Here is a 12,717-nt window from a genome sequence, read left to right as displayed (position 1 = left end):
CGCGGTCCCGATGGGCCCGCCCTTCCTCACTTGGGCCGCTGTTCGCCTGCCTCGGTCTGCCCCAGGTGCGAGGCGAGGACGGCGGCCTGGACCCGGCGCTGGACGCCCAGCTTGGCCAGCAGGCGGGAGATGTGGTTCTTGACGGTCTTCTCCGAGAGGTAGAGCCTCTTGCCGATCTCGCGGTTGGTCAGGCCGTCGCCGATCAGAGCCAGGATGTCCCTCTCACGCGGTGAGAGGCTCTCCAGCTCGGACGGCACTGACGGGGTCTGAACCGGGTCGGCCCGCAGCGACTGCATCAGGCGGGCCGTGGTCGCGGCGTCCAGCATCGACTGGCCCGAGGCCACCGTGCGTACCGCCGAGACGAGGTCGGAGCCCTTGATCTGCTTGAGGACATAGCCGGAGGCGCCGGCCATGATCGCGTCGAGCAGGGCCTCCTCGTCGTCGAACGAGGTCAGCATCAGGCAGGCCAGCTCCGGCATCTGGCTGCGCAGCTCCCGGCAGACCGAGATGCCGTCGCCGTCCGGCAGACGCACGTCGAGAACGGCGACGTCGGGGCGCAGAGCGGGGCCTCGGGCGAGCGCTTGGTCGACGGTGCCGGCGTCGCCGATCACCGAGATGTCGGGTTCGGCGTCGAGCAGATCGGCCAGGCCACGGCGGACGACCTCGTGGTCGTCCAGCAGAAACACCCGGATCGGGTTCTGCTCTGTGAAGGCGCGTGGCTCTCGCATGGTGACCTCTCATTCCCCGACGGAGGACAGACTGCGGGCTGTCCGTGAAGCCGATCATCACGCGTCTGGGCCGAACGCACTAGGGCCGACCGGCCCCACTCACCCGGAGGAAGCTGCCCCGACAGGCCCACGGCCCCCTGGTCCCGGCAGGTTCATGCGGAGTCGACGTTCTCTGCGTCGTCCGTGGGCGCTTCCTTCGGGTCTTCGCGCCGGGTGAGGCCGAACTCCACGTCCACGACCCCCTCGACCGCGCGGACCAGCCGTGCCGCCACCGGCACCAGTGAGGTGTCCCGGACGCGGCCGACGAGCGTCACGACGCCGTCGCGTACGTTCACGCGTACGTTCGAGTCCGGCGTGGGGAACAGGTAGGACACGACCTCGCGCCGTACCTCCTCGGCGATCTCCTCGTCGGTACGCAGGAAGACCTTGAGCAGGTCGGCACGGCTGACGACGCCTTCGAGCAAGCCCACGGCGTCGACCACGGGCAGCCGCTTGACCCTCGCCCGGGCCATGGTGCGGGCGGCCTGGGCGAGCGTGGCGTCCGGGCGGACGGTGAGGGCGGGGGAGGTCATGAGTTCCTCCGCGGTGACTGCGCCGGCCTTCTCCAGGTCGGACAGGCGGCGCAGCTGGGTGTACCGGTCGGGATCGCTGTCGCGGAACTCCTCCTTGGGCAGGAGATCCGCCTCGGAGACGACGCCGACGACACGGCCCTCGCCCTCGATGACGGGCAGGGCGCTGACCTTCCAGTCCTGCATCAGTCGCACGATCTCCTTGAAGGCCGCCCTGCGGCCGACCGCGGCGACCGTGTGGGTCATGACATCGCTGACGATGTGCGGGGTGCCGTGCATGGTCACTCCTCCGTCATGTGTTCGGGTCAGATGGCGCTTCCGGCGCCGTACGGGGCGTACAGGTCCAGCAGACGGGTCCTGGCGGCGCGGAGGCGGTGGGCGAGTACTTCACCGACCCACTGGGCGACGTCGTTGCCCAGTGCCGCGTCGTCCTGGCACATGGCCCGGACGGCGGTGGCGTCGAACTCGTAGGCCCGCACCGGCGTGGTCGCCTCGGCACCCAAGTGCCAGGCGTGCGGGGAGAAGAGCCAGGACCAGCCGACCAGTTCGTTGGGCCCGAGGTCCTCGATGACGGCCGCCCGACGGCCCGGCACGTGCGTGTCGAGCGCGATCCTGCCGCTGCGGATGATCCAGAAGCGGTCGGCGCGTCCGCCCTCGTCGAACAGACGTGTTCCCTGGGGGATGGACACCTCCCGGGCGACGCGCATGAGCCGCTGACGGTGTTCGGCGGACAGCGCGCGCAGCATGCTGGGGCTCGGGGTGAGGGAAGCGTTCATGGTGTGCCTCCGTAGCGGGGTGTACGGACTTCCAAGGCCAGCTTGTGCCGGGCCCTCCGGGCAGACCATGGGCCACTTGGTCCAAAGCCGCGCCATACGGCACCGAAGAGGGACCTTTCGGGTGCTGTGGTGACAGCCGCCTCTGTGGGAGGGGCCGGCGGCGACGCGCGGCTCAGGGCGACGCCAATCATCGTGCCCCCATGGCGAGTTGGGGCTGTGCGGACCTCTTCGACCGGGACCTTCGGGCCCTCTGCGGGCCCGGGTGGCCGCTGCCCTGATCCGGCGTGGCGCAGAAGCATCGTTCGGGGATCGCCCCATCCGCAGCAATCCGCACAAGGAGCACAGCCATGCCCAGGACCTCGTCGACCGGTGACCGGGCCGCGCCCGAGCCGAAGGCGGCGCTCGGTCTCCCGGCCGCGTCCGCGCTGGTGATCGGGACCATCATCGGCACGGGAATCTTCGCCCTGCCCTCCGCCCTCGCCCCGTACGGTCTCGCTGGTCGCCTTCGTCATGGTGACGCTGGGCGCGCTGGCGCTCGCGGTGACCTTCGGGGCGCTGTCGAAGCGAGTGCCGGCGAGCGGCGGGCCGTACGTCTACGCCCGGGAGGCGTTCGGAGAGTTCGCGGGATTCCTCAACGCTTGGTCGTACTGGATCACCGCATGGGCGGGCAACGCCGCGATCGCCGTGGCGTGGGTCGGATACGTCGAGGTGTTCGTCAACACGGGTCACAGGACCTGGATCTCCATGAGCATCGCCCTCGGCGGGCTCTGGGCGGCGGCTGCGATCAACCTCACCGGCGTCCGCAACATCGGGGCGTTCCAGGTCGTCACCACCGTGCTGAAGTTCGTGCCGCTCGTCTTCATGGCCACCATCGGGCTGCTGTTCATCGACCCGGACAACTTCGGTGCCTTCAACGCCGGCGGTCAGTCGGCGCTCGGCGCGATCTCCGCCGCGGCGGCCATCGCCCTGTTCAGCTATCTCGCACGGGGTGCTGGGCGACACCGTCGCGCCGTTCACCGACGCCGCGAACAACATCGTCGGCGGCACCTGGGCGGGAGACGTCGTGGCTGTCGCCGCGATCATCTCGGGCATCGGCGCCCTCAACGGCTGGACCATGCTGTGCGCCGAGATGCCCTACGCCGCCGCCCGCGACGGGCTCTTCCCCGACGCCTTCGCGAAACTGCGCGGACAGAGCGGCGTCCCGGTCTTCGGCATCATCGCCTCCACCACGCTGGCCTCGCTGATCACCGTGTTCAGCTACACCCGCTTCGACGACGTCTTCACGAAGATCGTGCTGCTGAGCGTGTTCACCGCGGTTGTCCCGTACCTCTTCTCCGCCGCAGCACAGCTGTACTGGCTGCTGGTGCGCGGCCGGGAGACCCTCAGCCCGCGGCGCCTGGCCCGTGACGTCACCGTCGCCGCGCAGGTCAACGACAGGACGCTGGCCGCCACCGGCAACCCGGACGTGAGGTTCATGCACTGCCTGCCGGCCCTGCACGACCGCCGCACCCGCCTCGGGCAGGACCTCTTCGACCAGGCCGAGAACCGGCTGCACACCATCAAGGCCGTACTCGTCGCCACCCTGGAGGACTGAAGCCATGCGTATCGTCGTCGCCCTCGGCGGCAACGCCCTGCTCCACCGCGGCGAACGCCCCGACGCCGTGATCCAGCAGGCCAACATCGACCGCGTCGCCACCGCCCTGGCCGCCCTGGCCCACGAGCACGAGATCGTCCTCACCCACGGCAACGGCCCCCAGATCGGCCTGCTCGCCATGGAGAGCGCGGCCGACCCCGACCTCAGCGCCCCCTACCCGCTCCATCTGCTCGGCGCCCAGACCCAGGGCATGATCGGCTCCCTGCTGGCCTGCACGCTGCACGACGCCCTCCCCGGCCGCCCCATCGCCACGATCGTCACCCACACCCTCGTACGGTCCGACGGCCCGGCGTTCGCACGGCCCACCAAGTTCGTCGGCCAGGTCTACTCCCGTGAGGTGGCCGGCGCCCTCGCCCGCAAACGCGGCTGGCGCGGGTGGCGGAGGCGTCCCCGTCACCGCGGACAACGACACCGGCGCGTTGACGGGCATGGAGGCCGTCATCGACAAGGACCTCACGGCCGCCCTGCTCGCCGAAGACCTGAAGGCCGACTTCCTGCTGATCCTCACGGACGTCCCGTGCGTGTACGAGGACTACGGGACCCCCGCCCAGCAGCCCGTTCTCGACGCCACCCCCGCCGAGCTGCGACGCAGGGGTTTCCCGGAGGGCTCCATGGGGCCGAAGGCCGAGGCCGCCGCCCGGTTCGTCGAACGGACCGGAGGGCTCGCCGCCATCGGAGCCCTGGACGCGGCGTACGAGATCGTGCAGCCGGTCGGGCACCCTGATCCGCCCGGACCTCACGCCCGGCTGACGGGCGGGTGCGGGGAGCGGCCGGGCCGTCCGGCCCTCTGGACCCGGGCCGGACGGCCCGCTCGTGGGCGCTGTCCGGCACTCCCCGTGACGATCACGAACGACGAGCATCGAGGTGCAGGACACGAACCGAGGAGAGGAACGGCGATGACCACAACCGTGACAGTCGGCGACCGGGTCACCGCGGCCCGGCGAGGCTTCGCCGGGACCCGCTGGCGCGAGCTGATCGACGTGCGCGACTTCATCCAGGCCAACTACACCCCGTACGAAGGTGACGCGTCCTTCCTGAGGGGCCCCACGGACCGTACCCGGGCCGTCTGGGAGAAGGTCAGCTCGCTGTTCCCGGAGGAGCGAGCCCGCGGCATCCTCGACGTGGACACCGCGACGCCCTCGACGATCACCTCGCACGCGCCCGGACACATCGACCGCGACCGGGAGCTGATCGTCGGCCTGCAGACCGACGCCCCACTGAAGCGGGCGATCATGCCCAACGGCGGGCTGCGCATGGTGGAGAGCGGCCTGAAGGCGTACGGCTACGAAACCGACCCGTTCGTGACGAAGGTCTTCGGGACCTACCGCAAGACCCACAACGACGGTGTCTTCGACGCGTACACGCCCGAGATGCGCACCGTCCGCAAGGTCGGCATCATCACCGGGCTGCCCGACGCCTACGGCCGCGGCCGGATCATCGGCGACTACCGACGCGTCGCCCTGTACGGCACCGACCGGCTGATCGAGGCCAAGCGGGCCGAGAAGGCGCTGCTGGATACCCGGCCGTCCACCGAGCACGTCATCCGCGACCGCGAGGAACTCGCCGAGCAGATCAAGGCGTTGGGCGAGCTGACCCGCATGGCGGCGACCTACGGTTGCGACGTCTCCCGGCCAGCGGTCACCGCGCACGAGGCCGTGCAGTGGCTCTACCTCGGCTACCTCGCCGCCGTGAAGGAGCAGAACGGCGCCGCGATGTCGCTGGGCCGCACCTCCACCTTCCTCGACGTGTACCTCCAGCGGGACCTGGACGAGGGGACCATCGACGAGTCCCGTGCCCAGGAGCTGATCGACGACTTCGTGATCAAGCTGCGGATCGTCCGGTTCCTGCGCACCCCCGAGTACGACGCGCTGTTCTCCGGCGACCCGACCTGGGTGACCGAGTCCATCGGTGGCATCGGCGACGACGGCCGCACCCTGGTCACCCGCACCTCCTTCCGCTTCCTGCAGACCCTCCACAACCTCGGCCCCGCCCCCGAACCCAACCTCACCGTGCTGTGGTCGCCCAGGCTGCCCGCCGGCTTCAAGGAGTTCTGCGCCCAGGTGTCCATCGACACCAGCGCCCTCCAGTACGAGTCCGACGAACTGATCCGCCCCCGCAACGGCGACGACACCGCGATCGCCTGCTGCGTCTCCGCCATGGCGGTCGGCAAGGAGATGCAGTTCTTCGGAGCACGGGTCAATCTGGCCAAGGCCCTGCTGTACGCCGTCAACGGCGGCCGTGACGAGATGACCGGCGACCAGGTCACCCCCGGGATGGCACCTCTGACAGGGGAGTACCTGGACTACGAGGAGTTGTCGGCGGCGTACGACCGCGTCCTGGACTGGCTGGCGGCGACGTACGTCAACACCCTCAACGTCATCCACTACATGCACGACAAGTACGCCTACGAGCGCATCGAGATGGCGCTGCACGATCACCCCGTGCACCGCTTCATGGCCTGCGGCGTCGCCGGGCTCTCCGTCGCCTCCGACAGCCTGTCGGCCGTCAAGTACGCCCGGGTGAAGGTGATCCGGGACGCCACCGGGCTGGCGGTCGACTTCCTGACCGAGGGCGAGTTCCCGGCGTACGGCAACAACGACGACCGCGCCGACAGCATCGCCGTAGGACTGGTGGAAGACTTCATGGCGAAGGTCCGCCGGCACCCCACCTACCGCGACGCCGAACACACCCAGTCGGTGCTGACCATCACCTCGAACGTCGTCTACGGCAAGCACACCGGCAACACCCCCGACGGGCGCCGGGCCGGACAGCCCTTCGCTCCCGGCGCCAACCCCATGAACGGCCGTGACCGGCACGGGGTCGCCGCCTCCGCGCTCTCGGTCGCCAAACTCCCGTACGAGCAGGCCCGCGACGGCATCTCCCTGACCACGACCATCACCCCGGAGGGACTGGGACACGCCCCCGACGAGCGCGCGGGCCACCTGGTGGGCATCCTCGACGCCTACACGGCCTCCGGCGGATTCCACATGAACGTCAACGTCCTGAACCGGGAGGTGCTTCAGGACGCGATGGAACACCCGGAGAAGTACCCGGAGTTGACCATCCGAGTCTCCGGTTACGCCGTCAACTTCGTCCGCCTGACCCGTGAGCAGCAGTTCGACGTGATCAGCCGCACCTTCCACGGAACCCTGTGAACGCGGTGAGCACGGTGAGGACAACGCCGACCGGGCGCATCCACTCCTGGGACCTGTCCACCGGCGTGGACGGTCCCGGGACCCGGTTCGTCCTCTTCCTCAGCGGCTGCCCCCTGCGCTGCCTGTACTGCGCCAACCCCGACACCTGGCACATGCGGGACGGCCGTGAGGCAACGGTCGACGAGGTGATGAAGGAGATCGGAAAGTACCGGGCCTTCGTCACCACGGCCGGGGGAGGGGTCACCCTCACCGGCGGCGAGGCGCTGCTCCAGCCCGCCTTCACCGCCGCCGTGCTGCGCCGCTGCAAGGAGGCAGGACTGCACACCGCCCTGGACACCTCCGGCTTCCTCGGCGCCCGCGCCACCGACGAACTCCTCGCCGACACCGACCTGGTCCTGCTCGACATCAAGTCCTTCGACATCGGCACCTACCGGAAACTGACCGGCGGGCGGCTCGCCCCCACGCTCAGTTTCGCCACCCGCCTCGACCGCCTCGGCATCCCGATGTGGATCCGCTATGTGCTGGTCCCCGGCTGGACCGACGATCCAGGGTCCGTGGACGCCCTGGCCCGTTTCGTCGCGGAACTCGGCTCGGTCGAGCGGGTCGACATACTGCCCTTCCACAAACTCGGAGCAGCGAAGTACGAGGCCCTCGGCATCCCCTTCCCGCTGCGCGACGCCCCGGTTCCCGACCAGGCCCTGATCGACAGCGTCCGCGAGCGCTTCAGGGAGCGGGGCGTGCCCGCCTACTGACGGCCGAGCCACGGGCGGTACGCGGCGACGGCCGTCGGGAGCGTCGGGAACATCCGCAGACCGGGGATCGTACGGGCCTGCGGGCAGTCGCCGACATCGTGCATGCCGGCCACCAGCGAGTACGCCTGACTGGGGGCGCCCGCGGAGGCAGCCGGCGCGGTGCGGCCGGCGCTGCACGAGGACGACCGCCGAGAAGACGACAGTGGCCAGGTGCGCGCCCGTCAAGTGGCTGAGGAAGGACCACAGTTGGGGGAAGAACTCCGCCCCGGTCGTCCGCACCCCGGTGAGTTCGGCAGCTGGTCCACCATCATGACGAGGGCCACGCCCGCCAGACAGCCGATCAGCACAGGGCGGGACAGCAGGTCCGCGAGGAAGCCGAGCCGCATCGCCCGGGCGGCCAGGCAGAGCAGCCCGACCGTGACCGCGAGGGTCGCCGCCGGCGACAGACCTGGCGCCAGTCGGCGCCACTCCGGGACGTGTCTGGCCGGGCCCTGGGACATGGGCCGCCTTCCGTCGTCGGCCCCCATGATCCATCGGTGCGGGGACCAGGGCGAGAGGCCGTGCGCCCGGCGTGCCGCACTCGGCCCAACGGCCTTGGCAGACAGGGCCGTTCGGCCCCATGGCCGCGGACCTTCGGCATCCGCCGTCGACCGGCGTGCGCGGCCAGAGTGAGTGGTGTCAGGCACCGCCCCGACCGCTCTCGAAGGGAACCATGACCATGGCCGTGCACGAGCACCCGCACCGGAGCTCCGGCTTCCACCTGCCGTCGCTGCGCAGGAACCGGACCGCCTCCGCATCCGAGCCGGACGTGTCGGCAGCCACCGGCACCGCGCGGGCCTACGCCTTCGCCTCCCTGCGTCTGTTCACCGGGTTCGTCTTCCTGTGGGCGTTCCTCGACAAGACGTTCGGGTTCGGCTACGCGACCCCGTCGGGCAGGGGCTGGGTCGACGGCGGATCGCCGACGCAGGGCTTCCTCGGCTCCGTCGCCGTCGGACCGATGGAGTCCACCTTCCACTCCTGGGCCGGCGACCCGTGGGCGAACTGGCTGTTCATGCTCGGTCTGCTCGGGATCGGCATCGCCCTGGTCGCAGGAGTCGCGCTGCGGCTCGCCGCCGTCGCCGGCACCTTGATGATGGCGCTGATGTGGATCGCCGAGTGGCCGCCGGCCAAGCACCTCTCGGACGGCTCGGCGAGCATGTCGACGAATCCGTTCGTCGACTACCACCTGATCTACGCCGTCGCCCTGATCGTCCTGGCCGCCGTCGCCGCCGGTGACACCCTGGGCGCCGGTCGGCTCTGGGCCAAGCTGCCCTTCGTTCGCGACCACAGCTGGCTGCGCTGAGCACCGACGGTGCGGTGGGCCCGTCATCCGGCCCACCGCACCGAGCGTGCAGGGGGGTCGGTCGGCCCCGAATCGGGACCAGTGGCCCCTGCACACCGAATCGCCCGAAGACGACGCTGGAATCGGATCCGTCACCCCAGGAGGTGGAGATCATGCTCCGCACCATCATCGTAGGTCTCGACGGCTCGCGGGAGAGCCGGTCCGCCGCGGAATGGGCGGCCCGCGAGGCGAAGCTGCGCGGCCTGCCGCTGAAGATCGTGCACGTGTGGGAGCCGGTGCCGGCCCCCATGGCACAGGCCCCGCTCCTGGGAGCCGAGACCCAGCAGCACTGGACCGAGCGGATTCCCCGGGAAGCCGCCGCAGGCATCCGGCTGCGCCACCCCGGCATCGAGGTGTCCACTGAGCAGGTCTCCGGCAATCCGGGTGACGCACTGGCCGAGGCGGCGAAGAGCGCCGAACTGCTGGTCCTGGGCTCGCGCGGCCTCGGCGGGATCGGCGGGTTCATGGTCGGCTCGGTCGGCCTGTCCGCCGTCGCGCACACGGACCGCCCCGTAGTGCTGGTCCGCGCGCAGGAAACGGCCGCCGACGAGCACGAGATGGACCCCACGGGTATTCCGTCCGCCGCGACCCCGTTCCGGCCCGTTGTCCTCGGACTCGACGTCGCACACCCTGACGAGACGCTGATCGAGTTCGCCTTCGACGCCGCCAAGCGACGCGCGACCTCCCTGCGCGTCGTCCACGGCTGGAACCCGCCGCCGTACTACGCGTACGGCACGCCCGTGAACCCCGCGCTCCACGAGGCCCTGGCCCTCAGCGACGCCGAGGCCCTGGCCGAGGTGCTGCTGCCCTGGCGGCAGAAGTTCCCGGACATGGAGGTCGTCGAGACGTCCCGTTACGGCAGCGCGGCCGTCCACGTCGTGGACGCCTCCCGCGAGGCCTCCCTGGTCGTCGTGGGCCGGCGTATCCGCCGCAGTCCGTTCGGCGCCCACATCGGCCCCGTCACGCACGCTGTCCTGCACCACTCCGCCGCCCCGGTCGCCGTCGTCCCCCACGGCTGACCCGTACCACCCGAGGAGGAGAGAAACCATGAAGGCAGCGGTCGTACGAGCGTTCGGTGAGCCCCTGGTCATCGAGGAGCGCCCCGATCCCGAGCCCGGCCCCGGCCAGGTCACGGTCCGTGTGGAGGCCTCCGGGCTGTGCCACACCGACATCCACGCCGCCCACGGAGACTGGCCGGTGAAGCCGAAGCCGCCGTTCGTCCCCGGCCACGAGGGCGTCGGCCTGGTGGAGGCTCTGGGCGACGGCGTCACCCACCTCTCCGTCGGGCAGCGGGTCGCCGTGCCCTGGCTGGGGAAGACCTGCGGGCGGTGCGAGCACTGTCTGTCCGGCTGGGAGACGCTGTGCGAGCAGCAGATCAACACCGGGTACGGCTGCGACGGCGCGTACGCCGAGAAGATGCTCGCCTGGGCGGACTTCGCCCAGCCGGTGCCCGACGGGATCAGCCCCTTCGAGGCCGCCCCGTTGACCTGCGCCGGCGTCACCACGTACAAGGCGCTCAAGGTCGCGGAGGTCAAGCCCGCGCAGCTCGTGGCCATCTCCGGCATCGGCGGGCTCGGGCATCTGGCCGTGCAGTACGCGAAGATCGCCGGGGCGACCGTCGCCGCGATCGATGTCACCGACGAGAAGCTCGAACTCGCCGCGGAACTCGGCGCCGACCTCGTCATCGACGCCCGCAAGGACGACCCGGGCGAGGTGCTCCAGCGGCACGGCGGCGCCCATGCGGCCATCGCGCTCGCCGTGAACGAGCAGGCCTTCGAAGCGGTCAACTCCGGGCTGCGGCGCGGCGGAAAGCTCGTCATGGTGGCCCTGCCGGCGCACGGCACGATCCAGGTCCCGATCTTCGACACCGTTCTGAACGGCACCTCCGTCATCGGCTCCATCGTCGGTACCAGGCAGGACCTGGCCGAGGTCTTCCAGCTGCACGCGGCCGGCCGCACCCGGGTGAGTTACGAGACCCGCCCCCTCGCCTCCGTCAACGACTCCATCGACGAGGTCCTGCGCGGCGAGGTCAAGGCCCGGATCGTCTTCGACCTCGGCACAGGACGGTGAGAGCGATGGACCTCCCGATCGTCGTCGGCGTGGACGGCTCCGAACCCAGCCTGCGCGCCGTCGACTGGGCGGCCGACGAGGCCGCCCTGCGCGGGGCACCCCTGCGACTGGTGTACGCCTCCCTCTGGGAGCGCTACGAGGGCGCCGCGCTCGCCCAGGATCTCGGCAAGCCGTCCGAGCAGGTCACGGCAGAGGACATCGTGCGGACCGCCGCACAGCGCGCCCGCCTGCGCCAGGCCGACGTCAGGATCACCACCGACGTGCTGCCGGAGGAGCCCGAGTACGCGCTGGTCCGCGAGGGGCACCTGGCCGCCGCGCTGGTGCTCGGCACCCGCGGGCGCAGCGGCGTCGTCGAGATGCTGCTCGGGTCGGTCAGTCTGGCCGTCGCCGCCCACGCGGACTGCCCGGTGATCGTGCTGCGCGGCAGCCACGGCAACCAGGTCCGCGCCGGGACGCACGGCCGCGTCGTCGTGGGCGTCGGCGAGAAAGCGACGGACTCCGCCGCCCTGCGCTTCGCCGTCCAGGAGGCGAAGCTGCGCCACGCGACCCTGGACGCCGTACGAGCCTGGCGGTGCCCCGCGTACGAGACCACCGACCACCCTCTGCTCTCCGGCGAACCCGCCCGGCTGCACGAGGAGCAGGCCGCCGAGGTCCTGGAGCGGGCGCTGAAGGACGTACCCGCAGAGATGGACCTGCGTCGGCGCACGGTCGAGGGCGCCGCCCGCAGGGTCCTGCCGGACGCCTCGCGCGAGGCCGACCTGCTGGTGGTCGGGGCCCGGCGCAACCCGGGGCACCTCGGACTCCAGCTGGGGCGCGTCGCCCACGCGGCGCTCCACCACTCCGCCTGCGCCGTCGCGGTCGTACCCGAGCAGGTGTGAGAGATGACCGGCTGTTCAGAGGCTCGCCGTGTGGTCGGGGACGTAGGTCTCCAGATCCCGCGGCGAGCGCTGGTAGCCGGTCGACGGCGGCCGTTCCGGCAGCTCCAGCACCGGCGGCGGCACCTCGTGGTGGGGCACGGACGACAGCAGGTGGGCGATCGTGTTGAGGCGCGCCTTGCGTTTGTCGTCGCTCTCGACGTACCAGGTGCCTCGGAGATGTCGGTGTGGACCAGCATCTCGTCCTTGGCCCGGGAGTACGCCTCCCAGCGGGTGATCGATGTGTTCGACGCCGGCCCGGGCCGCTGCGCAGCGGCCATGGACACCGCAGCCCAGGACCGGTCGAACAGCACGATCTCCCCGGCGGCCGGCAGCTGCTCGACGTACCGCTGGGTGCGCTCGCGCTCGGTCGGCTTCGGCAGCGCCGCGATCCGGGCCACACGCGGGTTGAGGTGCTCGGCGACCCGCTTGATCGTCCCGCCCCTGCCCACGGCGTCCCGCCCATCGAGGACCACCACCAGCCGGGTGCCCGTCGCCCGCACCCACTCCTGCGGTTCACCAACTCGGTCTGCAGGCGCAGCAGTTCCTTCTCGTACGACTTGCGCGGCAGCTCCGCCGCCCGATCACCCCTACGCCGACGACTTCCGGAGTCTCCCCCATGTCCAAGGTCGAACACCAGGACAGCACCGCACTGACCGACGAGGAACTACGTACCCTGGACGCCCATTGGCGGGCCGCCAACTACCTGGCGGTGGGC

9 protein-coding genes and 8 pseudogenes are annotated in these 12,717 nt (G+C 70.9%); 11 read left to right on the top strand and 6 right to left on the bottom strand.

The window, feature by feature from the left end:
- Window positions 1–26 precede the first annotated feature (26 nt).
- The 3 genes from ACWDR4_RS41835 to ACWDR4_RS41825 form a co-directional block, all read right to left on the bottom strand.
- On the bottom strand, window positions 27–728 hold the full coding sequence (locus tag ACWDR4_RS41835; RefSeq protein WP_450416373.1) for a response regulator: 702 nt from the start codon (window positions 726–728) through the stop codon (window positions 27–29).
- A 152-nt stretch (window positions 729–880) separates the two neighbouring features.
- Window positions 881–1,576 (bottom strand): CBS domain-containing protein, encoded by a 696-nt coding sequence (locus ACWDR4_RS41830; RefSeq protein ID WP_450416371.1) that lies wholly within the window; start codon window positions 1,574–1,576, stop codon window positions 881–883.
- Between the two features lie 26 nt (window positions 1,577–1,602).
- Window positions 1,603–2,073 (bottom strand): Crp/Fnr family transcriptional regulator, encoded by a 471-nt coding sequence (locus ACWDR4_RS41825; RefSeq protein ID WP_450416369.1) that lies wholly within the window; start codon window positions 2,071–2,073, stop codon window positions 1,603–1,605.
- A gap of 510 nt (window positions 2,074–2,583) precedes the next feature.
- Here ACWDR4_RS41825 and ACWDR4_RS41820 point away from each other — a divergent pair.
- From ACWDR4_RS41820 to pflA, 7 genes and pseudogenes are all read left to right on the top strand, one after another.
- Window positions 2,584–2,985: pseudogene (locus ACWDR4_RS41820) on the top strand (amino acid permease); the annotation flags it as partial.
- Window positions 2,978–3,370: pseudogene (locus tag ACWDR4_RS41815) on the top strand (amino acid permease); the annotation flags it as partial. The pseudogenes ACWDR4_RS41820 and ACWDR4_RS41815, both read left to right, overlap by 8 nt.
- Window positions 3,371–3,496: 126 nt before the next feature.
- Window positions 3,497–3,667, top strand: a pseudogene (locus ACWDR4_RS41810) (ornithine carbamoyltransferase); the annotation flags it as partial.
- A gap of 4 nt (window positions 3,668–3,671) precedes the next feature.
- Window positions 3,672–3,872 (top strand): annotated as a pseudogene (locus ACWDR4_RS41805) (amino acid kinase family protein); the annotation flags it as partial.
- Between the two features lie 283 nt (window positions 3,873–4,155).
- Window positions 4,156–4,323: pseudogene (locus tag ACWDR4_RS41800) on the top strand (amino acid kinase family protein); the annotation flags it as partial.
- A 300-nt stretch (window positions 4,324–4,623) separates the two neighbouring features.
- The gene (gene pflB, locus ACWDR4_RS41795; RefSeq protein WP_450416429.1) at window positions 4,624–6,882 is read left to right on the top strand and encodes a formate C-acetyltransferase; all 2,259 of its coding nucleotides are present in this window, start codon (window positions 4,624–4,626) and stop codon (window positions 6,880–6,882) included.
- A 5-nt stretch (window positions 6,883–6,887) separates the two neighbouring features.
- Window positions 6,888–7,634, top strand: a complete 747-nt coding sequence (gene pflA / locus ACWDR4_RS41790) for a pyruvate formate-lyase-activating protein (RefSeq protein WP_450416367.1) — start codon at window positions 6,888–6,890, stop codon at window positions 7,632–7,634.
- Window positions 7,635–7,811: 177 nt separating this feature from the next.
- Here pflA and ACWDR4_RS41785 read toward each other — a convergent pair.
- Window positions 7,812–8,071: pseudogene (locus tag ACWDR4_RS41785) on the bottom strand (SulP family inorganic anion transporter); the annotation flags it as partial.
- A 281-nt stretch (window positions 8,072–8,352) separates the two neighbouring features.
- Here ACWDR4_RS41785 and ACWDR4_RS41780 point away from each other — a divergent pair.
- The 4 genes from ACWDR4_RS41780 (at window position 8,353) to ACWDR4_RS41765 (ending at window position 11,963) form a co-directional block, all read left to right on the top strand.
- Complete coding sequence (locus ACWDR4_RS41780) at window positions 8,353–8,976, top strand: hypothetical protein (protein WP_450416366.1); 624 nt, start codon at window positions 8,353–8,355, stop codon at window positions 8,974–8,976.
- A gap of 152 nt (window positions 8,977–9,128) precedes the next feature.
- Window positions 9,129–10,034 carry a universal stress protein gene (locus tag ACWDR4_RS41775; protein ID WP_450416364.1) on the top strand — a complete coding sequence of 302 codons (906 nt, stop codon included), beginning with the start codon at window positions 9,129–9,131 and terminating at the stop codon, window positions 10,032–10,034.
- Between the two features lie 28 nt (window positions 10,035–10,062).
- Window positions 10,063–11,085, top strand: a complete 1,023-nt coding sequence (gene adhP, locus ACWDR4_RS41770) for an alcohol dehydrogenase AdhP (protein WP_450416363.1) — start codon at window positions 10,063–10,065, stop codon at window positions 11,083–11,085.
- A 5-nt stretch (window positions 11,086–11,090) separates the two neighbouring features.
- Window positions 11,091–11,963 (top strand): universal stress protein, encoded by an 873-nt coding sequence (locus ACWDR4_RS41765; protein ID WP_450416362.1) that lies wholly within the window; start codon window positions 11,091–11,093, stop codon window positions 11,961–11,963.
- Window positions 11,964–11,978: 15 nt separating this feature from the next.
- Here the strand turns inward: ACWDR4_RS41765 and ACWDR4_RS41760 are convergent.
- Both ACWDR4_RS41760 and ACWDR4_RS41755 read right to left on the bottom strand, forming a co-directional pair.
- Window positions 11,979–12,241: pseudogene (locus tag ACWDR4_RS41760) on the bottom strand (polyphosphate kinase 2); the annotation flags it as partial.
- A gap of 54 nt (window positions 12,242–12,295) precedes the next feature.
- Window positions 12,296–12,570: pseudogene (locus ACWDR4_RS41755) on the bottom strand (polyphosphate kinase 2); the annotation flags it as partial.
- Between the last annotated feature and the right edge of the window lie 147 nt (window positions 12,571–12,717).

The organism is Streptomyces sp. NPDC000878 (assembly GCF_053599695.1).
This window is presented reverse-complemented; position numbering and strand designations above follow the sequence as displayed.